We start from the raw sequence: 25,355 nt of genomic DNA on the forward strand, positions 1-25,355 counted from the left end.
AATAGATTGTGTTTGGAATAGAGACGTCCGGCACGTCAACAAGGAGAATCAATGGTCGCGGAAGCGGAGCTAAAACTCGATGATGTCGATCATGCGATCCTCGCGGAGCTGACCAGCGACGGACGCCAGTCGGTCACCACCGTGGCGCAAAAGGTGCACGTATCGCGGGCCCACGCCTACTCGCGTATCGCAAAGCTCCAGGATTCCGGGGTGATTACCCGGTATACGGCGGTGATTGATCCGGTGAAGGCGGGACTCAAGGCCAGCGCCTACGTGACGTTGAAACTCCGCCAGCATTCCTGGCGCGAGTTACGTGACCATCTGGCATCGATTCCCGAGGTGCACCATGTGGGCTTGGTCGGCGGCAATTTCGACGTGATCCTGCTGGTGCGCGCCAAAGACAATCTGGACCTGCGCCGTGTGGTCTTTGAGCAATTGCAGTCATTGCCAACGGTTCTGGATACGCAGACCCTGCTGATTTTCGAAGACACCGACACCCGATAGCCGGCTCGTTTAACGCACGAGAAGAGCACCTGGATGCCATCAGGTGCTCTTCTCGTGTTTGCTGGGAAACTACTTCTTGCCAGTGAACACCGGCTTGCGCTTCTCCTGGAAAGACTTGAATCCTTCGGCGTAATCAGCGGTGTCGCACAAGGCTGCCTGCGCCCGGTTTTCGGTGCGCATCGAGTTCCACAGGCCTACCCGCTGGTCGCGGATTTCCGCAACCAGCTGCTTGGACGCGACGAAGGCCTGGGTGGCCCCCTGGGCCACCTTGGCGACGATCTCCTCGCCGCGCTCGGCCAATTCCTCCGCCGGGAAGGCGCGGGAGAACAGGCCCGAACGCACAGCTTCGGCACCGGAAATCAGCTCGGCGGTGTAGATCATGTCCAAGGTGCGGTGAGCCCCGAGCCGCTCGGTGAACAGCCAGTGTCCCCCGGAGTCCAAGGTCGCGCCCAAGTTGGCGAACGGCGAGCCGATCTTGGCGTTCTCCGCAACGTACACCACGTCGGTGGCCACAGCCAGGCCGAGGCCGACACCCAGGCAAGCGCCCTGCACGAGGGCGAAGGTGGGAGCCGGGAAGCTGGACATCTTCTCCAGCAGCGGCTGCACCTTACCGTCGAGGTAGCCGATGACGTCGTCATCTGCCGGGTTGACTCCTGAGATATCGCGTCCGGCGCAGAAACCGCGGCCTTCGCCGGAAAGCACCAGGGCGCGGACCTCTCCGGTGTCCACGGCCGCCGCGGCCTTGTCATAGGCCTCGGATAATTCGGCCAGTGCCACCTCGTCCAGGGAATTCATCTTCTGCGGCGCGTTGAGCACCACGCGTGCGATTGAATCGGCAATCGTCAGTTCGATCATGGATTCGTCCTGGCCTTTCTAGGCGTCGAAGTCGACGCTTAGCTTCTCGCTGGTCGGGTGCGACTGGCAGGTCAGCACGTAGCCAGCCTCGACTTCCTCGGGTTCCAGCGCGTAGTTCTCGGCCATGGTGACCGTGCCGCAGGTGACTTTGGCACGGCAGGTGCCGCACACGCCGCCGGCGCAGGCGAACGGAACGTCCGGGCGGACGCGCAGTGCGGCGTTCAGCACGGTTTCGTTGGCGCGCACCGGTGACATGACTTCGCCCTTAAGGCCATCGAGGTTGAAGCTGATCTCATAGCTTTCCTCGTTCTCGTCCACCTCGACCGGGCGGCCGATATGCCCTTGCGGCTTGGTCGGCTCACCGGTGGTGAACAGCTCGAAGCGGACCTTTTCCGCGGGAACGTCCAGGCTGGTTAGCTGGTCGCGGACCAGCTGGACGAGCTCGAAGGGGCCGCAGAGGAACCATTCGTCCACGTTCGGCGCCTGGACCACGCTGGTCAGCAACGTGGTGAGCTTCTCTGCGTCGATGCGGCCGGAGAGCAGCGGCGAGATGCGCTGCTCGCGGCTGAGCACGTGATGCAGCGCCAGACGCGATGGGTAGCGGTCCTTCAGGTCAGCCAGTTCCTCAAGGAACATGACGTCCATGGCTGCCTTGTTCGCGTAGATCAGGTCGAAGCGGGTGTGGTCATTGGCTTCCAGGATCGTGCGGGCGATGGCCAGCACCGGGGTGATGCCGGAGCCGGCGGCCACGGCCACGAAGCGGTCCTGGGCTTTGGTGTCGATGGTCGATGGATCGTTGATCTCCGTGAGCTTGTGCTTGGAAATGAAAGCACCAGCGGGGCTCATCACATCGATCTGGTCGCCCGCAGCCAGGGATTGGTTGGCCCAAGTGGAGAACAGGCCTCCGAGGTCGCGCTTGATCGCTACCTTGATCTCATCCCCGGTTGGAGCGGCGCAAATGGAGTAGGAACGGCGCAGCTCGACGAGTTCGCCCTCGGCGTTGGGAATTTCCTTGCGCAGCGCCACGTACTGGCCTGCAACGTAGTCGTATTCCTCGCTTAGTTCCGCGGGAATGGCGAAAGTGACTTCGATTGAGTCCTTGGTCAGCCTGCGCACGTTCGAGACAGTGAGCCGATGGAAGGACGCCCGGCGTCGGGTGGGTGTGGTTTGTTCGGTCATGAGAGCACCTTGAAGTAGTCGAAGGGTTCCAAGCAGTCTTTGCAGGTGTAGAGCGCCTTGCAGGAAGTCGAGGCGAACCGGGCCAGCTCACGCGTGTTCAGCGAGTGGCACCGCGGGCACTTCACGCTCATGCCGAGGGTGACGCGGCCTGCATGGCCCTTGCCGGTGGGTGGAGCGATCCCGTACTCTTCGAGCTTGCTCTTCCCCTCCTCGGTCATCCAATCGGTTGACCACGCTGGGGTCAGCACCAGCTTGACGTCAACCTTTTCATATCCGGCATCGCCGAAAACGGCGTACAGGTCTTCATTGATGGCATCCATCGCCGGGCAACCTGAATAGGTTGGGGTGATGACCACCTGCACGGTTCCGTCCTCGGCCATATTCACTTCACGAAGGATTCCCAGGTCTGCAATGGACAGCACCGGGATTTCCGGGTCGGTCACTTTGGACGCGATAGCGAACAGATCCTTGGCGTCAGCGATCGTTTTGCTCAAGACTGCTTCCCCCTTATTCGGGCAAAAGTTGCGTAATTACCAGCTGGCACCGGGGTGCTTGCGGGCGAGAACTTGCATCTCCGCCAACAGGTAGCCCAGGTGTTCGGAGTGCTCGCCACGGCGGCCGTAGGCCATGGCCTGACCGGTGGAAGGGATCTCCAAGCCGGCTGCGTCCAGTACCGCGGTGATTTCTTCCTCCCACGCGGAGCGCAGGGTGGAAGGCAGCACGGCAATGCCCTCAAGGTTCTGGTGAACTTCTTCATCGCGGAACATCTCGTCGACGTACGGCCACAGGATTTCCAGGGCGTGGCGCATCTTGGCGGCCGATTCCTCGGTGCCCTGGCCCAGGCGGATGGTCCACTGGATGGCGTGGTCGCGGTGGTAGTCGACTTCCTTGACTGCTTTGGCCGAGATGGCGGCCAGGGTTTCATCCTTGGATTCGGTCAGCTGCTTGTACAGCAGGTTCTGGAAGATCGAGACGATCAGCTGGCGGACGATGGTGACGCCGAAGTGGCCGTTGGGCTGCTCGACGATCCACAGCGAGGTGAATTCCTCTTCCTCGCGCCAGTAGGCCAGATCGTCCTCGGTCTTGTCCCACGCCAGCCCGGCGTAGGTAAGGAAGGAGCGGGCGTGGCCCAGGACGTCCAGTGCAATGTTGCCCAGGGCAACATCTTCTTCCAGCTCGGGAGCGCGGGAAATCCAGTGCGACATGCGCTGAGCCAGGATCAGGGCGTCATCGCCCAGGGTCAGTGCGTACTGCGCAACTTCTTCGCTCGGCTTGACGCCTCCCACAGCGATGTCTTCCGGTCGCAGGGCGTTGCCCGGGGTGACGCGGGTGGCCGAGGCCAGCGCATCGCCGAAGCTGTCGAGGGCTTCGTCGAGTTCTTCGTGCTTCACAGGTGCTTCACTCCCTCGCTGGCCTTGTAATAGGTCGCGTGGCGGTAGTCCTTGCCCTGCGGGGATTCGAAGAAGGCGTCCTTCTCATCAGGGTCGGAGCTGATGATGTCGGTGGACTTCACAACCCACAGGGACACGCCTTCGTTGCGACGGGTGTACAGATCGCGGGCGTTGCGCACGGCCATCTGGGCATCCGGTGCATGCAGGGATCCCGCGTGGACGTGCGAGAGTCCACGAGATGAACGGACAAATACTTCCCACAGGGGCCAATTGCTCTGTTGGCTCATGCTAGGCAACCTCACTTTGTGCTTGTTTTGCTGCGTATGCTGCGGCGGCTTCACGGACCCAGGCGCCCTCGCGGTGCGCTTCGCGTCGGCGTTCCATGCGCTGCGCGTTCACTGGGCCGTTGCCCTTGATCACTGCCATGAATTCGTCCCAGTTCAGATCCTTGTGGATCCACTGCTTCTTTTCTTCATCGAAGTGCAGTTCCGGGTCCGGCAGGGTCAGGCCGAGAACCTTGACCTGCTCGGCGATCATGCCGACGAAACGCTGGCGCAGTTCGTCGTTGGAGAAGCGCTTGATCTTCCAAGCCATGGACTGCTGGGAGTTCGGCGACTGCTCATCTGGCGGGCCGAACATCATCAGGGCTGGCTCGTAGAAGCGGTTGATGGCATCCTGGGCCATCTTCTTCTGCGCTTCGGTGCCGCGCGAGAGCGAGAGCAGGATCTCGAAGCCCTGGCGCTGGTGGAAGGATTCTTCCTTGCACACGCGGACCATGGCACGGCCGTAGGGGCCGTAGGAAGCACGGCACAGCGGAACCTGGTTGGCGATGGCCGCCCCATCGACCAGCCAGCCGATAGCACCCATGTCCGCCCATGTGCGTGCGGGGTAGTTGAAGATCGAGGAGTACTTGGCCTTGCCGGAGAGCAGCTGCTCGTTGTACTCGTCGCGGGTGGTGCCCAAGGTCTCGGCGGCCGAATAGAGGTAGAGGCCGTGACCGGCTTCGTCCTGCACCTTGGCCATCAGAATGGACTTGCGCTTCAGCGATGGAGCGCGGGTAATCCAGTTCGCTTCAGGCTGCATTCCGATGATTTCGGAGTGCGCGTGCTGCGAGATCTGGCGGCTGAGGGTCTTGCGGTACTTCTCAGGCATCCAGTCGCGTGGCTCGACGCGGGAGTCCTGATCGATCAAGGCGTCGAAACGCGCTTGGGACTGCTCTTCTTCGTAGCTCGGGACGGCACTAAGTCCCGGCTCCTGCGGTGTGGTCGGGGCCATGGGTTCACCTCATCGAAATCAAATTACATACTGACCGTTCGTTCAGTATGTCAGAGTGCGCTCGATCACGTCAACATGAACTCGCCTCCAGGCGCAACAAAACCCCGGGAAAGATTTCCCGGGGTTTGCGAAAGCTGGGGCTTAGGCGTTGACGAGCACCTTGTCCGCCTTCTTGCCCTTGAAGATCAGCGCATCAAGCGAGATCCGGCCAGGGCCCACCAGAAGCAGCGCCAGTGCTCCGGCAGCCAGTGCCAAGACGAGCTCGAAGCCGCCATTTTCCACGAAGACTCCACCTGCAGCGTGAACCATGAACAGCGCGACGATCATCTGCACCCCCAACAGGCCTGCGAACACGCGAGTCAGCAGGCCAAGGATAATCGCGGCACCACCAGCGATCTCCAAGGTTGCAGCCAGCGGGGCAAGCAGGTTGGCGGCAGGAACACCCATCTGCCCAAAGGCAGCGGCAGTCCCCTCGATGGTGAACTGGAAGTACTTCTGCCAGCCGTGGGCCAGGAAGAGGAAACCGAAAGCAAAGCGAAGCAGGGTGCGGGCAGCGGCCTGCAGGCCTGCGCTATTTCCCAGAGCGGACATTAGTGAACTCCTAAGGATTGAGATGCAGGGACGAGTCCCATTCATTTACTGCCCCAACCCTATTGGAAAATTAGTTGAAACTTCAATAATATGAAGGGATTTACTGCGTAAGCTTCGTCACGAAAAAACCGTGCTGCCCGCAACCAGATTCAACTAGTTGCGGACAGCACGGTTTCCGGCCGGCTGTGCGGCTGCTGCCTAGAGGACCTTGGACAAGAAGTCCTGGGTGCGCGCCTGCTGCGGATTGCCGAACAACTGTTCAGGCTCGCCCTGCTCGCAGACAACTCCGTCAGCCATGAAGACCACCCGGTCGGCTACTTCACGTGCGAAGCCCATCTCGTGCGTCACCAGGACCATGGTCATTCCTGTATCGGCGAGCTCCTTGATGACCTGCAGCACTTCGCCGACCATCTCGGGATCGAGAGCGCTGGTCGCCTCGTCGAAGAGCATGATGCCCGGAGCCATAGCCAGCGCGCGGGCGATCGCCACACGCTGCTTCTGGCCGCCGGAAAGCGAGGCCGGACGGGCGTTGGCCTTCTCGCGCAGGCCAACGCGTTCCAAGAGCTCCAGGGCACGCTCCCGCGCTTCGGCCTTGCCGATCTTCTTGAGCTCGACCGGCGCCAGCATGATGTTCTCTGCGACGCTCATATGAGGGAACAGGTTGAAGTGCTGGAACACCATGCCCACATGGCGGCGCACCTCGTTGATATCCACCTTCGGATCGGTGACATCGAAGCCGTCCACGACGACCTTGCCTGAGGTGATGTCCTCGAGCTTGTTCAGGCAACGCAGCAAGGTGGACTTGCCGGACCCCGACGGTCCGATCACGCACACCACTTCGCCTTCGCGCACATCCATGTCGATGCCCTTGAGCACATTGTTGGACCCGAAGGACTTGTGCAGGTCCTTGACCTGGATCTTCACGTTGTCGCTTTGCACGGTTGAGGTGCTCACTTGTTGAACCTCCGATCGGCATAATTTGCCAACTTGGTCAGCGCCATGATGGCGATGAAGTAGATGATGCCGACGATCAGCAGGGTTTCAGTGACACGGAAGTTCGCCGCGTAGATCTGCTGGCCCTGGTAGAGCAGCTCTGTGAAACCGATAGCCAGCAGCAGCGAGGAGTCCTTCAGGCTGATGATCAGCTGGTTGATCAGCGACGGGGTCATCATCTTGAAGGCCTGCGGGATCACGACCTTCTGCATCGACTTCCCGTAGCCCAGGCCCAGCGAACGGGACGCTTCGAGCTGGCCTGGATCCACCGACTGGATACCGCCGCGAACAATTTCGGCGACATAGGCGCCGGCGTTCAGGGACAGCGTCAGCACACCAGCAGTCCAGACGCTGATCTCCCAGCCGGTCAGCTGCGGAAGGCCGAAGTAGAACATGAATGCCCAGAGCAACAGCGGGGTGCCGCGGAAAATGTTCACGAAGGTCGTGGCGATGCCGCGCAGCACGATGTTCCCGGAGATCTTCATGAATCCGAAGATCAGGCCCAACGCCATCGCGATGGCGAAGGAAATCGCTGTCACCAGCAGGGTGTGCCACAAACCGGTCATCAACGCTGGCATGGACTTGACCAGCAGATCGAAGAAGTTGCTCGGTTGCGCCGCGGTCGGATCGGCAAGGTAGGAGTCCAGGATCTGCTGGTACTCTCCGCTGGCCTTCAGCTCGGCCAGCCCGTCATTGAAGGCCGCCAGTAGCGCGGTGTTCTCGCCCTTGTTCACAGCGAAGCCGTAGGAACCGCCAGGAACCTTGTCGGTGACGGTCTTCAGGCCATTGCCCTGGGCGATGCCGTAGGCCAGCACCGGGTAGTCATCGAAAACGGCAACGGCGGAGCCGGCCTTGACCGATTCGTACATGGTGGCCGACTGATCCAGGGACTTGACCTGGAAGCCGTATTCCTTGGCAATGGACTTGGCGTAGGTCTCGCCCTCGGCGCCGGTCTTGGCGACAACGGTCTTGCCCTTCAAGTCCTCATAGCTGGTGATCTCGTCATTGTTCGCAGCGACAGCCATCTGGACGCCGGACTCGAAGTAGGGCTCGGAGAAGTCGTAGATCTCCTTGCGCTCGTCGGTAATCGACATGCCGGCGATCACGCCGTCCACCTGGTTGGAGGAGAGGGCTGCCAACGCGGCATTGAAGCCCAAGGACCTGATTTCGACTTCAAATCCCTGGTCTTCGGCAATGGCGCGCAACAAATCCATGTCGATACCGGTCAGCTCGCCGTTCTGGCGGAACTCGAACGGCGCGAACGTCGTATCCGTGCCGATGACATAGGTTTGGCCCTCGACGCTTTCACTGCCTTGGGCCAGGGCCGACGGTGCGCCCACGACCAATGCCATCAAACCGATGGCAGCCGCGGCTATCCACCTGGCCAGGCGCCCGGCTGGGGCAGCTGTTCTTTTCTTTTCCACTGATGAATCGCTTTCTCGTGCTGAAGGGCGAATGGCCCAAGGTGCAGATGATACGTTCTGCCTGCAAGCCTAGGACGAATAAAGCCTAGCCGGTACCCCACGACTCGCCTGCACTTGCATCGTTACCGGTTTGAAACCGCGGTTCTGTCCGCGCTGAGCATAGCTACCCCCGCAAGCATCGGCGGTGGGATTGAATAGTGGTATGACTCCTGAATCATTGACCGCAAACGCTCCTCGTGCCGCGAAGCTGCCCACCACCCGCAGCTTCCACGGCGACGACTTCATCGACAACTACGAATGGCTGCGCGAGAAATCCAACCCGGAGGTCATCGCCCACCTGACCGCGGAGAACGAGTACACCGACACCATTACCGCTGGCCAGCAGCCGTTGCGCGATGCCTTGTTCAGCGAGATCAAGGGCCGCACCGTTGAAACCGACCTGTCGGTTCCGGTGCGCCGCCGCGGCTGGTGGTACTTCACCCGTTCGGCCGAAGGCAAGCCCTACACGATCCAGTGCCGTGTCAAAGCCTCGGACACCGGGGACCTGGTGGCCGACTGGACGCCCCCGGTCATCGACCCGGAAACCGCGCTTCCTGCCGAAGAGGTGCTGCTCGACGGCAACGCATTGGCCGAAGGGCAGCCGTTCTTCTCGCTCGGCGGCATGGCCCTGAATGGGGACGGCAACCTGCTCGCCTACTGCGTCGACAATGCCGGCGATGAACGGTTCACCCTGTTCATCAAGGACCTGGAAACCGGAAAGCTGCTGGAAGACACCATTGAAGGGGTGTTCTACGGGCTGGCCTTCTCCCCGGATTCTTCAACGATCTTCTATACGGTAGTTGACGAGACTTGGCGGCCGCACCAGATCCGCGCCCACCGGCTGGGCACCCTCCCAGCGGAAGACAAGATCATTTTCGAAGAGACTGATCCAGGCATGTGGCTCGGCTTCGATCTGAGCCCGGACCGCAAGACGCTGATGATCTCCAGCGGCAACTCCGAGTACGCCGAAACCAGCATGCTGGATCTGCTCGATCCCTCGGCGGCAGTAGTCCTGCTGGTGCCGCGCAGCTTGCGCCTGCTGCATGGAATCGATCTGATGCCGGGTGCCGGCCAGGCCTTGATCACCCACGACCATGAAGCACCGAACAATATGGTGTCGCTGGCTTCCGTGGACCAGCTGGGAGAGAACACCGACCCCGCCCAGTGGCGCACCGTGGTGGCCCATGAGGACACCGTCAAGATCGAAGGCACGGCAATTACCGGTTCGCACGTGGTGCTCTCGGTTCGCCGCGACACCTGCGAGCGCGTCCAGCTGCTTGCCTTGGACGGCTTGGGCACCGAAGCCCAGCAGCCGGCCATTGAACCGGACTTCGAGGATGAGCTGTTCACCGCCTCGGCGACCTTCGCCGAATTGGAGGCGCCGTTGGTCCGCATCGGCTATACCGCTGACTTCACCCCCCCACGCGTCTACGACCTGTGGCTGGAAGACCAGTCGCTGGTGCTGCGCAAGCAGACTCCGGTGAACAACTTCGACCCGGCCAAGTACCTGTCCACGCGCGAGTGGGCCACCGCGGCCGATGGCACCAGGATTCCGTTGACCATCATGCGCCGGGCCGACCTGGATACCTCGGTTCCCCAGCCGGTGCTGATCTACGGCTACGGCTCCTACGAGGCTTCCATGGATCCTGGTTTCGGCATCCCCCGCTTGAGCGTGCTGGATCGCGGCGTGGTCTTTGTCATCGCCCACGTGCGCGGCGGCGGAGAGCTCGGCCGTAACTGGTACCTGCAGGGCAAGAAGCTGCACAAGAAGAACACCTTCACCGACTTCATTGATTCCACCAAGTACCTGCTCGATTCCGGCTGGGCCGATCCGCAGCGCATCGCCGCTCTGGGCGGTTCGGCCGGCGGACTGCTGATGGGAGCCATCGCGAATATGGCCCCGCAACTGTACACGGCGATCATCGCCCAGGTGCCTTTCGTCGATGCGTTGACCTCCATCCTTGATCCCGAGCTGCCGCTGTCGGCCTTGGAATGGGAAGAATGGGGCAACCCGATCGAGAGCAAGGAGGTCTACGACTACATGAAGTCCTACAGCCCTTACGAAAATGTCACGGCACAGGACTACCCGAAGATCGCTGCGGTCACCTCGCTGAACGACACCCGTGTACTGTACGTAGAGCCAGCCAAATGGGTGGCCAAGCTGCGTGAAATCGGCACCGGGCAGGAACCGATTGTGCTGAAGACCGAGATGGATGGCGGGCACGGCGGCGCGTCGGGGCGCTACGAGTCCTGGAAGTCCCGTGCGTGGGACTATTCCTTCGCCTTGGATGCGCTGGGATGCACTGAAGAAATCTGACAACCGGAGGAACGGCGGCCATGCACCACATCAAGATCAGCGACCACCGCAACGACCCTGCGGTACGCCGCTTGCTGGTGCTGGCCGCCGAACCTGCCAGCGAGCAGGCGCTTGAAACGCTGCTCGATGAATGCGAAGGACTCGAGGTCCTTGCCAGCACGACTGCCTCAGGCGACGTCACGGCACTGGCCGCCTACCGGCACAGCGATAGCTACGCGATCTGCGTCGAATATCTTGCCGTCGATCCAGCACTGCAAGGACAGGGTCTGGGCTCCGCCCTGCTGGCTGGACCGCGCGACACCTATCAGAAGAACATCTGGGCCACCACCGATGATGATGCGGTGGGCTTCTACCGTGCGCTCGGTTGCCTCGTCTCGCCGTCGGCTGTCGACCCGCGCTGGCCGGAGGCCCAGCGGTACCTGTGCACCTTGCCCTGCTACCCGCTGCTGACCAGCCAGCCGGAAGAAGATCCGGGATACGAGGCTGTCGGCGGCGAACTGATGCGCGGACTGATCGCGATTGCCGAACCGACCGATCAGTGGGCCAAGGACTTCCACCGCCTGCGCGATCAGATCGCCGATGCACTGGGTTCCACCGCGCTGGCCATTGAGCACACCGGTTCCACGTCCGTTCCAGGCCTTCCAGCCAAGCCGATCATCGACATCATCTTGCTGGTCCCCGATGCGAACCAGGAAGCGTCCTACGTCCCAGCTCTGGATTCCACCGGCATCATTCTCTGGCACCGCGAACCCGGGTGGTACGGCCACCGCATGCTCAAGCCGGTTGCCGGTTCATTGCTTCCCGAAGCCAATATCCATGTCTTCAGCGCGGGAAGCCCCGAGTACCTGCGGCACCTGATTTTTCGCGAGCATCTGAAACACAACGAAACTGACCGTCTGGCATATGCCTCGGTCAAGCGGAACGCTGCCCGTGCGCTGGCTGCGAGCGATGGCGAAAATGGACTGGTCATGGACTACAACCGGATCAAGGAGCCGTTCATCCTCGACGTGCACCAGCGAATTTTCACCCGCTAGTTCTCCGGTTTGCCCTCGCTGAAACAGTACCGCCAAAACGCTCGCCTAACTTGACTTAGCTCACATAATGTTATTACCTAATGATCGTTCGGTAAATAATTCGGCGAAGGAAGATGATGAGCGAAACACAGGTAGAGAATTCGGTCCCGCACGCCATTCTTCACAATGACTACGCCACGCAGTGGATGGGAATCGAAGTAGTTGAGGTCTCCGACGGCCACGCGGTCATCACCATGACGCTCCGGCAGGAAATGCTCAACGGTTTCGGCATTGGCCACGGCGGGATGATCTTCGCTCTGGCCGACACTGCGTTCGCACTGAGCTGCAATCCGCAGGGCGGCTCGGATGAGACCATCACTGTAGCGTCCGGTGCCGACGTCAACTTCCTCAAGCCAGCCATTCCCGGACGAGTGCTGACTGCCACCGGCAACCGTGTCTCGCAGCAAGGCCGCAGCGGGATCTACGACATCAAGGTGACCCAGCCAGCGGGCGACGGCTCAATCGAAACCGTCGCAGAGTTCCGCGGACGTTCGCGCACCGTCCCGAAACCACAGAACCGCTAAGCACCCAGCCCACTCGACACGAAAGTTCCAGCATGTCCCAGAACACCGACCGCGACAGCCTTCCGAATCCGCTTGATCCAGAAGAAACCATGAGCCGTGAGCAGATCGAAGCGATCCAGCTGACCCGCTTGAAGGAAACTCTGCACCATGCCTACAACAACGTGCCGTACTACAAGGCGAAGTACGATGCCGCTGGCGTGCACCCCGATGATCTGAAGGAACTGAGCGACCTCGCCAAGTTCCCCTTCACCGACAAGGAAGATCTGCGCAAGAACTATCCATTCGGCATGTTTGCCGTTCCGCAGCATGAGGTCGCCCGCATCCATGCTTCCTCGGGCACCACTGGACAGCCCACCGTGGTTGGCTACACCAAGAAGGACCTGGAAGACTGGGCCAAGCTCGGTGCCCGCTGCCTGCGCATGGCCGGGGTCAAGCCGGGCTGGAAGGTCCACAACGCCTACGGCTATGGGCTGTTCACCGGCGGCTTGGGTGCGCACGCCGCAGCCGAGTACCTCGGCGCCACCGTCATCCCCATGTCCGGAGGCCAGACCGACAAGCAGATCACACTGATCCAGGACTTCGAGCCTGACGCGATCCTCTGCACCCCGACCTACCTGCTGACCATCGGCGATGCCATGCAGCGCAAGGGCCTCGATCCGCGATCCACCTCGCTGAAGGTGGCCGTGCTCGGCGCCGAGCCATGGACTGAAGAGATGCGCCACGAGCTGGAAGAGATGTTCAACATCACCGCCTGCGATATCTACGGCCTCTCCGAGGTCATGGGCCCTGGCGTGGCTGGCGAATCCGGAGAACGCAAGGATGGCAGCCACATCTGGGAAGACCATTTCCGCCCGGAAATCATTGATGCTTTCGACGAGACCAAGGTGCTGCCCGATGGCGAGCACGGCGAACTGGTCTTCACCTCGCTGACCAAGCAGGCCCTGCCGATCATCCGCTACCGGACCCATGACCTGACCCGACTGATGCCTGGCACCAGCCGCCCGGGACACCGCCGCATGGGCCGCATCACTGGGCGCAGCGATGACATGATCATCCTGCGCGGCGTGAACTTGTTCCCAAGCCAGATCGAGGAATTGATCCTGAAGGTGCCGACCCTGTCGCCGCACTTCCAGCTGATCCTGACCCGTCCGGATCGCATGGACCAGCTGGCAGTCAAGGTGGAGCGCCGCAGCGAGGCGACCATCGAAGATGCAACCAACGGTGCCAAGGAACTGGCCAAGCTCATCAAGATCCATGTCGGCTCGTCCTGCGCCATTGACGTTGTCGAGCCGGAATCGCTGGAACGCTCCATGGGCAAGCTCAAGCGCATCTACGACATGCGCTCCAACTAGTCCCGGCCGGGACATGGGATAATGAAGTAACCATGGGACTTACCGATACTGCCAACCGTCCGACCAAGCGTGGCCGCCCCGGATACGATCAAGAAGCCGTTTTGCGCATTGCTGTCGAGGCATTCAACGAATACGGCTACGACGCAACCTCCATGGGCAAGCTCGCCGACCGCCTGGGTATCAGCAAATCCGCGATTTACCACCATGTCCCGTCCAAAGAGGACCTGTTGCGGCTGGCCTTGGACGAAGCGCTGATTCCCTTGGAAGCAGTGATCGCCGAGGTCCGCACCCATGAGGGCACCGCAGATGAGCGCCTGGAATTCTTCCTGCGCGCGACGTTCCGGATCCTGCTGGACAAGCGTTCCTACGTGACCTTGCTGCTGCGACTGCGCGGCAACACCGAACTGGAGCGCCAAGCACTGCAGCGCCGCCGCGCCATGGACCGCCAGCTGGCGGAGCTGGTGGCCGCCGCGCAGTCGGATGGCAAGTTGCGTGCCGATTTGGAACCACGGGCAACTGCAAGGCTGCTTTTCGGCTTGATCAACTCGGTGGTGGATTGGTACCGCGCCGACGGGCCCATCAACGGAACCGAACTTGAAGAGCAAGCCGTTTCCCTGCTCTTCAATGGCTTGCATACCGTGAACGCCTAGTTGCACGGCAAGGCTACGCGTTGGCTCCCGCCTTCCAGGTGGGAGCCAATGTCGTTAACCGGGTGCGGAGGCACCTGGATGTGGCGCATCCAACCTGGCAATCTTGCCATCCTCACAGAATTCACAGCTAGCATCGAAGGGGTGCTTCCAGCACCGGACATTCTCGATCAACCAAGTGAAGAGCGCTGTGGATTCCATCTTAGAAACCCTTTTCATGGCTACCGCCGACAGCAGTAGTTCCTTTGTCCAGATCCTGCTTTCTGCCGCGAGCATGCTGCTTGTCTTCGTCTCTGCGGCCCTGCTGGCGCACCGCAATGACCTAGGCTGGTGGACCCTGATTCTGGGCGTCTTCGTTGGCCCGGTCATTACCTCGATGCAGTTCGATCTACTGGGACTAATCTACGCCGTTCCGCTGCTGCTGATCGCCATCTTCGGCCTGTGGCGCTTCTCCCGCTTCGAGCTCAAGGGCAAATTCACCCGCATGGTCACGAGCACCACCGTGACGCCATGGTCCGCGCTCGGCCTGCTCGTAGGCTTGATCCTGCTGGTTGCCCTGCGCTTCGGCCCGTTCCTGTTCAATGGCGGATTCATGAGCGCAACCCCGGAAATCTGGGTCCTGTACTTCGCCGATGCGGCCATCTTCGCGTCATTCGTCATGGTTGCCCGCGGCGTGCGCGCCGGCTGGCTGGTGCTGGCCTTGGCCGCCGTTGCCGATCTGGTTGTCTACTTCCTGATCTCCCCGATGCTGGGCATGATGGGCCTGTTCGTCTTCATCGCCCTGGCCGCCGCGTACGGCTACTTCCTGTGGCGCGGCCTTCCTGCCCAGGCTGCCGAGCCGGTGCAGGTCGAGCTGGACGAGGAAGAGCTGGCCTTGCAAAAAGCCAAACAGGCAACCATGGACAAGCTGAATGCCAAAACCGAAAAATAGCTGAACCTAGAATGATCCCGCCCCAGTGTGAACTGGGGCGGGATCATTTTTTTGTGGCTAATTGCGCCAGCTGTCGTTCAGGTTCAGGGAACCGTCCGCGTTCACGGTCGCGATGCGGTTGGCCCCTGATTCCCACGTGGCATTGCCGCTCTGGTCGTACTTGACGTACTTGTATTCGAACTGCGTTCCTGCCGGAAGGTCCACCGTTCCGCTCCAGCTCGGGTAGCTGGCAGCTGATAGCTGTGGCGCCTTGGCCGGATCCCAGCTGCCTAGTTCCGGCCGGTTGCCTACGATGCGGATGTTCTGCCCCCAGACGGTTTGGGCGGTGACCGCGACGCTGACATCAGCGGTGTCTTCGACCGGATCCGGCGTTCCTGATCCGCCATCGGATACGGCACCGATGTGCAGGGCCATGGCACCGTAGGCAGGCAGTGTCGCGGTGAACTTGCCGTCGGCGCCCACAGTGATGGTCTTCGAGCAATCACCTCCGGACACCACATCACAATAGGTGCCAGCGGCCAGCGAGCTGGTGTATTCGCGGGTGGTTGCCGCCGAGGTGTTGTTGATGGCTACGAATCCCTTATTGCCGCGGCCGTATGCGATCTGGTTGCCGCCATCGTCCCACCAATTGCTGACAGCCGCGTCGCCGACGGCGTTGTTGAAGCCCACCATTCCGGTGATTTCATCTTGCCGCTGTTCGCAGGTCCAGGCGGAGGAGTCGCAGCCAGCATTGGGTACCGATGCGTCACTGGCGCCCGGAGCGCCTGCATCCTTGTCGGTGAACGCGAATCCGGAATACACGGTGGGCGATCCGTAAGGCCAGGAGAGCATGAAAACATTGGCCAGCAGGTACTTGGCACCCCACTTGTAGTTCATGGATTCGCCGTTGCGTTCGGTGTCGTGGTTGGTGACAAAAACCCCGGCCCGGTCGCTGGTGAGCTTGCCGTCGCCGATGAAGCGCAAGTTGGCGATTTGCGCGTCGAAATCATGCTTGAGCTGCCGCGAATAGTCGAATTCGTGCGAGTCGCCACTGCCGAGGTATTCGCTCTCCTGGATCGGTTCACCCGACGCCCCGATCACCTCGTGGACCCAGTACACGCCGGGGTTCTTCATCTTGGATTTGATGCCTTCGAGGTCCGTTGCGGGGATGTGCTTCGAGGCATCGATGCGGAATCCGGATACCCCAAGCGAGACGAGGTCATCGAGATAGTCGGCGATGTTTTGCTGGACGTAGCTGCTGGAGGTTTTCAGATCCTGCAAGCCCACGAGGCGGCAGTGCTGCACTTGCCAGCGGTCGGCATAGTTGGTGATGTTGGTGCGGCAATCGTTGAAGTCCTGGGCCGAATACTCTGGGAAGTTGTCATCGGAGAAAGCCGAGCCTGCGGTTCCAGTACCGGTCTGCCCGGCTCCGGTCATGTGATTGACCACGGCGTCTGCGATCACTTTCACGCCTGCATCGTTGCAGCTTTTGACCATGGCGGAGAATTCCTCGCGGTTGCCCAGTTTCGAGTCCACCTTGTAGCTCACCGGCTGGTACGAGGTCCACCATGCAGTGCCGCGCAGGTGCTCAGCTGGAGGCGAGACCTGGACGTAGCCATATCCTGCTGGACCGATGCTGGACTCGCATTCCTGGGCTACCGAATTCCAGTTCCATTGGAACAGGTTGAGGATGACATCCTTGCCGTCGTTGGATGGGGTGGCGGCTTGGGCGGGTGCTGCGAACAACGGTGCGGCGAGCAGGGCGAGCGAGGCGCCTAGTGCTGCCACCGGCTTCACCGTCCTGGCTCCGTGCCGGCGTTGTGTTGATTTGGCACGTGATGGCAAAAGTCCCACAGAAAAACTCCTTTGTTGTGATGATCGGGCTGCGATAGCTCGACGCGACAGCGTCGGGATCGCTCAACCACACGTTCCCCATCAACGCGTGACCTGCGACACAACTGTAAGCGTTTTCTTATCTCTCTCCAATAAGTAAATTTCTGTAAATACATTAAACCCGCGAAAATGTCCGCGTAAATTGCCCTAAAACTTTTTTCACTCCGCGTCAAATCTTGTCAAAATTGGAAACGCTTTCATAGATATCCGGCAAAGCTGTCCTGGCTGCGAGCACGCAAAAGGGTGGATGCCGTGGTTGACGGCATCCACCCTTGCTGAAGTTGCGTTTTAGCCTTCGAAGTTGGCGTAGGTGAGGTTTTCTTTCTCCACCAAGGTCAAGACATCGTAGGTCGCGACAATCTCATCATTCTGGTTGTGCAAGATCGCATCCCATGCGACCTCGCCATATTCATCGGTGACTCGCGGCGTGATTTTCTTGGCCGTCAGGGTCACGCGGATTGAATCTCCGGCAGCCACCGGGGTGATGAAGCGCAGGGATTCCAATCCGTAGTTGGCCAGGACCGGTCCCGGAGCAGGCTCTACGAACAGCCCCGCGGCCCAGGAAACCAGCAGGTAGCCATGGGCCACGATGCCGGGGAAGAACGGATTGGCTTCCGCGGCGGCCTGGTCGGTGTGCGCGTAGAAGGTGTCACCGGTTTCGTTGGCGAATTCGGTGATCTTCTCCAAGCTGACTTCGCGCAGGTCCGAAGCGAAACCGTCACCAATCTTCAGCTCGGCCAGCGATTTGCGGAACGGGTGGACGTTATCCGGCTTGCCGCCGAACTTCGGGCTGCCTGCCAGCGACTGCTGGGCGCCGGTATGCCAGACTCCGCTGAGCGCAGTGATCATGTTGGGCGAGCCCTGGACCGCGGTGCGCTGCATGTGGTGCTTGACCGAGCGGATGCCGCCGAGTTCTTCGCCGCCGCCGGCGCGGCCTGGGCCGCCGTGGACCAGGTGCGGAACCGGGGATCCGTGGCCGGTGGTGGACCGGGCGGTTTCGCGGTTCAGGATGTGCACGCGCCCGTGGTGGGCGGCGATGCCTAGAGACAGGGCACGCATGGCTTCGGCGTCATTGGTGCACACGGTCGCGACCAGCGATCCGGCGCCCATGGCGGCGAGCTCCACTGCCTCCTCGACGCTGCCATAGCCGATGACTGAGCTGACCGGGCCGAACGCTTCGCGCGAGTGCACGATCGGGTTGCGCGCGTCGTTCCAGCGCAGCACCACAGGCGACATGAAGGCACCGGATTCCGCTACGGCATCGGTTTCCGGAGCCACTCGTACCGCCGGGGCATCCAGCCGGCCGTAGGCCAGCTCGCCGCCGGCAGCGATCATGTCCTCGACGGCCCCGCGCACGTCGGCCAGCTGCTCCAGCGAAGCCAAAGCGCCCATGGTGACGCCCTCAACACGCGGGTCGCCGATGACTACGCGTTCATCGATGCGCTTCCCGATGGCGGCGATGACCGCGTCAACCTGAGCGGCCGGCACGATGTTGCGGCGGATGGCGGTGCACTTCTGTCCGGCCTTCGACGTCATCTCATTGACGACAACCTTGACGAAAGCGTCGAATTCAGGGGTTCCTTCCACCGCGTCCGGGCCGAGGATGGCCGCATTCAGGGAATCGGTTTCTGCCGCGAAGCGGACACCCCCGTCGATGACGTTGCGGTGCGCCTTGAGCTTGCTGGCGGTGGATGCCGAGCCGGTGAATGCGAACATGTCCCGGTAGTCCAGGTGGTCCATGATGTCGCGGGCGGATCCGGAAAGCAGCTGCAGGGATCCTTCAGGAAGGATGCCCGAATCCAGCATCATGCGCACCGCCGCCTCGGTGAGGTAACCGGTGGGGGTCGCCGGCTTGACGATTGTTGGCACGCCGGCGATGAAGGCAGGAGCGAATTTCTCCAGCATGCCCCACACAGGGAAGTTGAATGCGTTGACCTGGACAACAACACCGGCCATCGCGGTGTAGATGTGGGTGCCGATGAACGAGCCGTCCTTGCTCAGGGGTTCGGTTGGCCCATCCAGGATCACGTTGGAGTTGGGCAGCTCGCGCCGGCCCTTGGAGGAGAAGGTGAACAGCACGCCGATGCCGCCGTCGATGTCCACCATCGAATCGATCTTGGTAGCACCGGTCTTGAAGGAGACCTCGTACAGGTCCTTGCGCCGCTCGTTCAGGTACAGCGCCAGTTCCTTGAGCTTGAGCGCGCGCTCATGCAGGGACAGCTTGGCAAGTTCCCGCTGGCCGGTCTCTCGGCCGTAGGCGACGGCGCCGGCGACATCAAGGGGTTCCTTGGTGACGGTGGCGAGCAGCTCGCCTGTGTTGGCGTCGAGGACTTCGGTACCTCCCTCGGCTGCTGGGGTCTGCCATTGGCCGGCAATGAAACTTGGTACTGCACCAATCTGGGCTGTCGTCATCGACGCAATTCCTTTCTGAACGGTCGGTCAGTAATAGTGTTAACCATATCAGCATTGGCGTGATCGACGACACCTGAATGACTGCGCAAGAGAACGAGGTGAAGCGCCAGCGCCGACAACCGGCCGAAGCTCGCTATCGGCTGGCCCAGACACCCAGCTCGTTGCCGGAGGGATCAGTGAAATGCAGCCGGCGACCGCCGGGGAACGGATAGGCCGGCTGGTCGAGCCATCCGCCAGCGGCCTCGATGGCGCGCGCCGTGGAATTTAGGTCGTCGGAATACAGCAGCACGAAGGGCCCGCCAACAGGCCGCGGCTTGTCGGACAGCAGCAGTCCCCCGGACTCTTCAGTGCTCGCTTCCGGCATGAGGATGCCAGCGTACTGGTCACCGTAGTCGATGAACTTCCAGCCGAAGGCGGCCGCGTAGAAATCCTTTGCCGCCTGCAGGTCGGTGACGGTCAGTTCAACATAGCTCAAGGCATGATGCCGCGGTATTCCATCCATTCCCCGAGCCTACAGCGCGGCTGCGGCGCTGTCATGGGATATTGAGTCGAGCCAGCGCCTGGACAGCGGACAGGCTGTCCTCGCTCAGGCCTTGGCCGCGCAGGTAGTCCTCCGCAGAGCCGAGCCAGTCCAGGAACTTCTCCAATTCGGCGGCGCGGCTGCTGATGATAGCCTCCAGCTCACTGGCAGACTGGTGGGACTCATGGGGGTGCTTGCGCGGCGAGACCCGATGCCATTCATTGATGCCGCGCACCGCCGCTTCGTCCTGCGCCAGGATTTCGTCGCGGAGCCCGGCCAAATCCAGCAGCAGCGTCGCCACTAGGCCCGAGCGATCCCTCCCGGCGGAGCAGTGGATCACCGCTCCGCTGCGGGTTGCCGCCAGATTCTCGAAGACCGCCACCAGCTGATCCCCGAATTCCTCGCAAACCAGCCGGTACATCCCGGTGTGGTTCATATACGGGACCGCGACCGCTTCGAAACGCTCGTTACCTGGGGATTCCAGCGGGAGATTGATCAGCTCGATACCCCGCATGCTCGGCTCGGCAACCACCGGGTCATGTTCGCGGCGCCTGATCTCGCTCGGGTTGCGCAGGTCGATGATCCGGTCAATGCCGTCATCCTGCAGCTGCCGCCACCCCTGGTCGGTCAGCCACTCGTGCCTGCCCATGCGGTAGAACGCCCCGCAGACATGCCGCGCATTGACGGCTCCGTTCCATTCCAGATCTCCGGCTTGCTTGCGGTAATTCAGGCTTTGGTTCATAGGCCCATTGCAACACATCGCTGGCATGTTGTAGAGTTTTAGTCATTGACAAACGTCAATCAGTCTAGCGAAGGAGGGGTAACGATGATTGCTTTCCGCCTGTACCCGTCACTCCCCACTACTTCCAAGGACTATTTCCAATGCATTACCCCGCTGGCCTCGCGGCCGCACATTCACCACTGATCGATGCCGGCTCCGCAGATGCCGATGAGCAACTGAAATTCAGCAAGCACAAGCCTGTCTGGAACGAATCCGATACCGGTGAACCGGATGACGGCCAACGGTACTCGACGTGGCCATTTATCGAAAAGGGGTTGCGCGGGCCGAAGCCGTATCCGCACTGGCTCATCGAAGACGCCGCCGCTATTGACACGGAGCTGGGAATCCTGAAAACCGGCAAGGAAGGCGATGTCTTCCTGCTGGAACGTGCCACCGAAGATCGCAGCAGCCTTCTGGCCGCAAAGCGCTACCGTTCACGTGAGCAAATGCAGTTCAGCCGTTCCCAGGCCTACAGCGATGGGCGCTCCGCACGGCGTTCGCGTGATAATCGCGCCATCCGCAACAACTCCACCTACGGCAAGCAGGTGGCAGCGCTGCAGTGGGCCAACGCCGAATGGACCTACCTGTTGCGCTGCTACGAGGCGGGAATTCCGGTCCCCTATCCGGTGCAAATCGACGGCACCGAAATCCTGATGGAGTTCATCGCCGATCCCGAGGACCAGCATGCGGCGGCTCCGAGGTTGCAGCAGCTCTCGCGCTTTGATCCGCGCCTGCCAGCGCTGTGGGACCAGCTCGTCGACGCGTTGGAGAGGTTTGCCGGACTCGGGGTCGCCCACGGCGACCTTTCGGCATACAACCTTCTCGTATCCGGCGAACGCCTGGTGGTGATCGATGTTCCGCAGTGCGTCGATCTCGCCGGCAACCCGAACGGTTTGGACTTCTTGCATCGCGATTGCGTGAATCTTTGCGAGTGGTTCGCTTCCAAGGGACTGCCCAATGACCCGGATGAGTTGTTTTCTTCGTTGCTGAGCCATCTGTTCTGAGCCGGCCCTTGCCGACCACGGGTTTGTACGCCCACTGGGCTCAGACGGGCAGCACCGCACGACGCCAGGTGGTGTTGTCGCCGATGGCAAAAAGCCGTACCAGGCCAGGAGTGCGGTGATATCCGGCCCGGCCAGCCGCCGAGCTCGTGAATCAGCGTGCTTGCGCTGAAGGCTCCCATGGCCAGGCAAATGAAGGCGTCGGCCTCTCTGTCCTTTCGCCGCGTGAGCTCGAAGTGGATTCCCATCTGGCGCTGGTCCCGTGCAATGCCTTGATTGGCGCGCATATGGGCTTAGCCGAAAGCACCGTCACGAGCTATCTGGCGCCGGCGGCGCGGAAGCTGGTCGCCACGAATCGCTTCGATGCGGTGCTGCGTGCGCGCCACAGCGGCTTGATCGCCTGAAACACCTGCCGGAACGCGAAAAGGGCTGCATGCGCAGCCCTTTTCATCGATGTCCTACCAGGTATAGAAGCCCTGCCCGGTCTTGCGGCCCAGCTTGCCCTCGGCCACCAAGTCCTTCAGGATCTGCGGCGGAGCGAAGCGCTCCCCCAGCGTCTCATGCAGGTACTCTGCAATGCCCAGCCGCACGTCCAGACCGACAATGTCGGTGGTCTTCAGCGGGCCAGTGGGGTGCTTGTATCCCAGGACCATCGCGTTATCGATGTCTTCGGCGCTGGCGACGCCTTCCTCGACCATGCGCATCGCTTCCAGCGCGATTGCCACGCCCAAGCGGGATGATGCGAAGCCCGGAGCGTCATTGACCACGACCGCGGTCTTGCCCAAGCCTTCAACCCAACCGCGCGATGCACCCACCAGCGCTTGGTCGGTCTGCTTGCCGATCACGACCTCGATCAGGGTGGAAGCCGGGACCGGGTTGAAGAAGTGCAGGCCCAGGAAGTTCTGCGGACGCTGCAATTCCTCGGCCAGTCCGCTGACCGACAGCGACGAGGTGTTAGATGCGAGCACGGCATCGCTGCCCAAGGCCTGCTCCACCGCTTGCAGCGAGGAGACCTTCAGATCCCAGATTTCAGGGACTGCTTCAATCACCAGCTGCGCGCTGGCGAATTGCCCGTAATCGGTACTGGTGGAGAAACGAGCCAGCAGCTCTTCGCGGCTTTCGCTCACCCCGCCGCGGGCAATCGACTTGTCCACTGATGCTGCCACGCGCTCATAGGCGGCCTGCGCCGACTCGCTGTCGCGTTCGACAACAGTCACCGAGCTGCCGCTGATCAGGAACGCGTGGGCGATGCCGGCGCCCATGCGCCCTCCGCCGAGCACGCCCATCTGCTGCGGCAGTGCGCCGGAGGTGAAGCTGGTCTGTGCACTCATGCTTACTTCTTCTTTCGATCTAGGAATGCTTGCATGCGGTCGAATTTTGCCTGGGACTCGAACAGCATGCCCTGGGCCAAGGTGTCGATGACCGGGTGGACTTCGCGGGGAGTATGGAAGACCGACTTGGTGATCCGAACCGCCAGCGGATCCTGGGCTCCGATGCGGTCCGCCAAGGCGTCGGCCGCCGCATCCAGCTCGGTACCCGGATGCAATTCGGTGACCAGGTTGGCGGCCAGGCACTGCTCGCCGGTGAGCACCTTGCCGGCCAGCAGGATTTCCTTGGCCAGCGGTTCGCCGACCAGCTCCTTCAGCCGCCAGGTGGCGCCGGCCGCGGCCATGATGCCCAGGTTCGTTTCAGGGTTGCCCATGCGCAGCTCGGGGGTGCCGATGCGGAAATCCGCGGCATAGGCCAGCTCGGCACCGCCGCCCAGTGCGAAGCCGTCGAGGGCTGCAATCACCGGCATCGGCAGCTTGGCGATCCTGTCAAAGATGCCCGAATTGATCCCGGCGAGCGCGTCATCGCGACGGCGTTCGCGCAGCTGGGCAATATCCGCGCCCGAAGCGAAGATGCCCTTGCGCCCCTTGGGGTTGGCTTCGCTCGGCGCTTCTGCGGGGGTGCCGGCGATGATCAGTATCTTGGGGTTCTTCTCCAGGTAGGCGCAAATGGCGTGCAGCTCGTCGACCATGGCCTGGTCGATTGCGTTGCGCACATCCGGCCGGTGCAGACGCACCCAGAGCCGGTCATCGGTTTCCGACAGCTTGAGGGTGGTGAATTCGCTGTTCAAATCGCTCATGCCTAGACGCCTTCCAGCAGGATGGCGGTGCCCTGGCCGACGCCCACGCACATGGTGGCGATGCCCAGCTTGCGCTGGTCGGAAGCCAGTTCGCGTTCCATGCGGCCCAGCAGGGTGATGACAATGCGCGAACCGCTGGAACCCAGCGGGTGGCCCAGCGAAATGGCGCCGCCGTCGCGGTTGACAATTGAGGCGTCTACGCCCAGCTCGCGCATGCTGGCCAGGGACTGGCTGGCGAAGGCTTCGTTGATTTCCATGGCGCCGATCTGCTCGATGCCCACGCCGGCGCGTTCGAGGACCTTGCGCGTCGCCGGAACCGGTCCCATGCCCATGATCTCCGGTTCCAGGCCCGCGGCCTGCCCGTCAACGATACGTGCCCGCGGGGTCAGGCCGTACTTCTTGATGGCGCGTTCGGAAACCACGAGGATCGCCGAAGCTCCGTCGTTCAGCGTCGAGGCGTTGCCGGCGGTGACCACGCTGCCGCCCTTGACTACTGGGCGCAGTCCGGACAGCACATCCATGGTGGTTCCAGGCCGTGGCCCTTCATCCGTATCCACGATGGTGTCACCCTTGCGGCCCTTGACGGTCACCGGAACGATTTCATCGCGGAAGCGCCCAGCTTCGATGGCGGCGATGGCCTTGGCGTGGGATTCGACGGCGAATTGGTCGCAGTCCTCGCGCGAGATGTTGTAGACCCGGGCGACTTCCTCGGCGGTTTCCGGCATGGAGAAGGTGGCCTTGCCATTGCGGGCGTACTCCCCGGAAAGGAATTGCGGGTTGGTGAAGCGCCAGCCGATGGAGGTGTCGAAGGTTGCCCCCGGCTTGGCGAAGGCCTTGGCCGGCTTTTCCATGACCCAGGGAGCCCGCGACATGGATTCGGTGCCGCCGGCGACGACGATGTCGGCGGCACCGGCCTTGATCATGTGGCTGGCCATGGTGATGGCGCTCATGCCGGAGGCGCAGAGGCGGTTGACCGTGATGCCCGGAACAGTGATGGGCAAGCCTGCCAGCAGCGCAGCCATGCGGGCCACGTTGCGGTTCTCCTCGCCGGCGCCGTTGGCGTTTCCGTAAATGACTTCATCGATGTCTGCCGGGTCGATGCCTGCGTCGTCGATGACGCGGCGGATCGTCAGCGCAGCCAGGTCGTCGGGGCGCACAGCGCTGAGCGTCCCTCCGTAGCGGCCTACCGGCGTGCGTGCTCCACCTACGAGAAATGCCTCGGTCATTTGTGCTCCTTATGCCGAAATGGTTAGTGACCCTCAACACCTAAACTTACCGACCATTCGTTCAATAATAAAGTCGCGGATCGCCGCTTTTTCACAATTGAACATTTTCAGGCCTGCTATTCCACGTGGCCAGCCCACAGGCCAACTACCGTTTTATCCGCGAACCCTCGGAACCAAATCCATGTCAGTGCTTGATTTTACAGAATGATTCGAATAGCCTCTGGTATTTAACCGACTCCGAGAAACCCTCGGATCGTGGACCGCGGCCAAGGCGATGAATTTCTATCTGGCCCTTGGGCGATCGGTCGACGGAAAGCTGA

The 25,355-nt window shown here is 61.6% G+C and carries 25 protein-coding genes; 9 read left to right on the forward strand and 16 right to left on the reverse strand.

What is annotated here, in order from left to right; all coding sequences use genetic code 11:
• Positions 1-51: 51 nt before the first annotated feature.
• The gene (locus tag ATK23_RS08860; protein WP_066140885.1) at positions 52-504 is read left to right on the forward strand and encodes an Lrp/AsnC family transcriptional regulator; all 453 of its coding nucleotides are present in this window, start codon (positions 52-54) and stop codon (positions 502-504) included.
• 69 nt (positions 505-573) lie between these two features.
• Here the strand turns inward: ATK23_RS08860 and ATK23_RS08865 are convergent, their stop codons facing one another.
• The 9 genes from ATK23_RS08865 to ATK23_RS08905 all read right to left on the reverse strand — a co-directional run bounded on the left by ATK23_RS08865 (position 574) and on the right by ATK23_RS08905 (position 8,212).
• Entirely contained in the window at positions 574-1,359 is a 786-nt protein-coding gene (locus tag ATK23_RS08865; protein ID WP_066140888.1) for an enoyl-CoA hydratase/isomerase family protein, read from the reverse strand.
• 18 nt (positions 1,360-1,377) lie between these two features.
• Complete coding sequence (paaE, locus tag ATK23_RS08870) at positions 1,378-2,538, reverse strand: 1,2-phenylacetyl-CoA epoxidase subunit PaaE (protein WP_066140891.1); 1,161 nt, start codon at positions 2,536-2,538, stop codon at positions 1,378-1,380.
• A complete protein-coding gene (gene paaD / locus ATK23_RS08875) occupies positions 2,535-3,032 on the reverse strand; it encodes a 1,2-phenylacetyl-CoA epoxidase subunit PaaD (RefSeq protein WP_038992277.1) in 498 nt (165 codons plus the stop codon). Before paaD ends, paaE begins: the two co-directional genes overlap by 4 nt.
• A 36-nt stretch (positions 3,033-3,068) precedes the next feature.
• Positions 3,069-3,929, reverse strand: coding sequence for a 1,2-phenylacetyl-CoA epoxidase subunit PaaC (paaC, locus tag ATK23_RS08880; RefSeq protein ID WP_066140894.1), 861 nt, complete (start codon positions 3,927-3,929; stop codon positions 3,069-3,071).
• Positions 3,926-4,216 (reverse strand): 1,2-phenylacetyl-CoA epoxidase subunit PaaB, encoded by a 291-nt coding sequence (paaB, locus tag ATK23_RS08885; RefSeq protein WP_038992280.1) that lies wholly within the window; start codon positions 4,214-4,216, stop codon positions 3,926-3,928. The genes paaC and paaB overlap by 4 nt, the downstream gene beginning before the upstream one ends.
• 1 nt (position 4,217) lies before the next feature.
• Positions 4,218-5,204 carry a 1,2-phenylacetyl-CoA epoxidase subunit PaaA gene (gene paaA, locus ATK23_RS08890; protein WP_038992281.1) on the reverse strand — a complete coding sequence of 329 codons (987 nt, stop codon included), beginning with the start codon at positions 5,202-5,204 and terminating at the stop codon, positions 4,218-4,220.
• A gap of 141 nt (positions 5,205-5,345) precedes the next feature.
• On the reverse strand, positions 5,346-5,795 hold the full coding sequence (locus tag ATK23_RS08895) for a DoxX family protein (protein ID WP_066140898.1): 450 nt from the start codon (positions 5,793-5,795) through the stop codon (positions 5,346-5,348).
• A gap of 198 nt (positions 5,796-5,993) precedes the next feature.
• Entirely contained in the window at positions 5,994-6,749 is a 756-nt protein-coding gene (locus tag ATK23_RS08900) for an amino acid ABC transporter ATP-binding protein (protein WP_066140902.1), read from the reverse strand.
• The gene (locus ATK23_RS08905; protein ID WP_100339260.1) at positions 6,746-8,212 is read right to left on the reverse strand and encodes an amino acid ABC transporter substrate-binding protein/permease; all 1,467 of its coding nucleotides are present in this window, start codon (positions 8,210-8,212) and stop codon (positions 6,746-6,748) included. Before ATK23_RS08905 ends, ATK23_RS08900 begins: the two co-directional genes overlap by 4 nt.
• 202 nt (positions 8,213-8,414) lie before the next feature.
• Here ATK23_RS08905 and ATK23_RS08910 point away from each other — a divergent pair, with 202 nt between their 5' ends.
• From ATK23_RS08910 to ATK23_RS08935, 6 genes are all read left to right on the forward strand, one after another.
• The gene (locus ATK23_RS08910; protein ID WP_066140904.1) at positions 8,415-10,568 is read left to right on the forward strand and encodes a S9 family peptidase; all 2,154 of its coding nucleotides are present in this window, start codon (positions 8,415-8,417) and stop codon (positions 10,566-10,568) included.
• Positions 10,569-10,588: 20 nt separating this feature from the next.
• Positions 10,589-11,602 (forward strand): GNAT family N-acetyltransferase, encoded by a 1,014-nt coding sequence (locus ATK23_RS08915; protein WP_083515558.1) that lies wholly within the window; start codon positions 10,589-10,591, stop codon positions 11,600-11,602.
• Between the two features lie 116 nt (positions 11,603-11,718).
• Positions 11,719-12,165 carry a hydroxyphenylacetyl-CoA thioesterase PaaI gene (paaI, locus tag ATK23_RS08920; protein WP_066140907.1) on the forward strand — a complete coding sequence of 149 codons (447 nt, stop codon included), beginning with the start codon at positions 11,719-11,721 and terminating at the stop codon, positions 12,163-12,165.
• Between the two features lie 32 nt (positions 12,166-12,197).
• Positions 12,198-13,517 carry a phenylacetate--CoA ligase PaaK gene (paaK, locus tag ATK23_RS08925; protein WP_038992288.1) on the forward strand — a complete coding sequence of 440 codons (1,320 nt, stop codon included), beginning with the start codon at positions 12,198-12,200 and terminating at the stop codon, positions 13,515-13,517.
• Positions 13,518-13,549: 32 nt separating this feature from the next.
• Positions 13,550-14,167, forward strand: a complete 618-nt coding sequence (locus ATK23_RS08930; protein ID WP_066140910.1) for a TetR/AcrR family transcriptional regulator — start codon at positions 13,550-13,552, stop codon at positions 14,165-14,167.
• A 214-nt stretch (positions 14,168-14,381) separates the two neighbouring features.
• Entirely contained in the window at positions 14,382-15,095 is a 714-nt protein-coding gene (locus ATK23_RS08935) for a nicotinamide mononucleotide transporter (protein WP_157066377.1), read from the forward strand.
• 57 nt (positions 15,096-15,152) lie between these two features.
• Here ATK23_RS08935 and ATK23_RS08940 read toward each other — a convergent pair whose 3' ends face one another.
• The 4 genes from ATK23_RS08940 to ATK23_RS08955 all read right to left on the reverse strand — a co-directional run bounded on the left by ATK23_RS08940 (position 15,153) and on the right by ATK23_RS08955 (position 20,641).
• Entirely contained in the window at positions 15,153-16,862 is a 1,710-nt protein-coding gene (locus ATK23_RS08940) for a carbohydrate-binding module family 20 domain-containing protein (RefSeq protein ID WP_083515576.1), read from the reverse strand.
• A gap of 393 nt (positions 16,863-17,255) precedes the next feature.
• Positions 17,256-19,379: a phenylacetic acid degradation bifunctional protein PaaZ gene (paaZ, locus tag ATK23_RS08945; RefSeq protein WP_066140918.1), complete on the reverse strand. Its 2,124-nt coding sequence runs from the start codon at positions 19,377-19,379 to the stop codon at positions 17,256-17,258.
• Positions 19,380-19,512: 133 nt separating this feature from the next.
• Positions 19,513-19,881, reverse strand: coding sequence for a VOC family protein (locus tag ATK23_RS08950; protein ID WP_066140921.1), 369 nt, complete (start codon positions 19,879-19,881; stop codon positions 19,513-19,515).
• A gap of 31 nt (positions 19,882-19,912) precedes the next feature.
• Positions 19,913-20,641: a tyrosine-protein phosphatase gene (locus tag ATK23_RS08955; RefSeq protein WP_066140924.1), complete on the reverse strand. Its 729-nt coding sequence runs from the start codon at positions 20,639-20,641 to the stop codon at positions 19,913-19,915.
• A gap of 140 nt (positions 20,642-20,781) precedes the next feature.
• Between ATK23_RS08955 and ATK23_RS08960 the strand changes: the two genes are divergently transcribed.
• Together ATK23_RS08960 and ATK23_RS08965 are read left to right on the forward strand one after the other, a co-directional pair.
• Positions 20,782-21,684, forward strand: a complete 903-nt coding sequence (locus ATK23_RS08960; protein WP_066140929.1) for a serine protein kinase RIO — start codon at positions 20,782-20,784, stop codon at positions 21,682-21,684.
• A gap of 146 nt (positions 21,685-21,830) precedes the next feature.
• A complete protein-coding gene (locus tag ATK23_RS08965; RefSeq protein ID WP_038992295.1) occupies positions 21,831-22,085 on the forward strand; it encodes a LuxR C-terminal-related transcriptional regulator in 255 nt (84 codons plus the stop codon).
• A 54-nt stretch (positions 22,086-22,139) separates the two neighbouring features.
• Here ATK23_RS08965 and ATK23_RS08970 read toward each other — a convergent pair whose 3' ends face one another.
• From ATK23_RS08970 to ATK23_RS08980, 3 genes are read right to left on the reverse strand one after another with little or no spacing between them, the layout of a single operon-like run.
• Positions 22,140-23,012 (reverse strand): 3-hydroxyacyl-CoA dehydrogenase family protein, encoded by an 873-nt coding sequence (locus ATK23_RS08970; protein ID WP_038992296.1) that lies wholly within the window; start codon positions 23,010-23,012, stop codon positions 22,140-22,142.
• A 2-nt stretch (positions 23,013-23,014) separates the two neighbouring features.
• A complete protein-coding gene (locus tag ATK23_RS08975) occupies positions 23,015-23,809 on the reverse strand; it encodes an enoyl-CoA hydratase/isomerase family protein (protein WP_066140932.1) in 795 nt (264 codons plus the stop codon).
• Positions 23,810-23,811: 2 nt separating this feature from the next.
• The gene (locus tag ATK23_RS08980) at positions 23,812-25,035 is read right to left on the reverse strand and encodes a thiolase family protein (protein ID WP_066140935.1); all 1,224 of its coding nucleotides are present in this window, start codon (positions 25,033-25,035) and stop codon (positions 23,812-23,814) included.
• Positions 25,036-25,355 lie beyond the last annotated feature (320 nt).

The organism is Glutamicibacter nicotianae (assembly GCF_002797775.1).
GTDB lineage: Bacteria > Actinomycetota > Actinomycetes > Actinomycetales > Micrococcaceae > Glutamicibacter > Glutamicibacter nicotianae.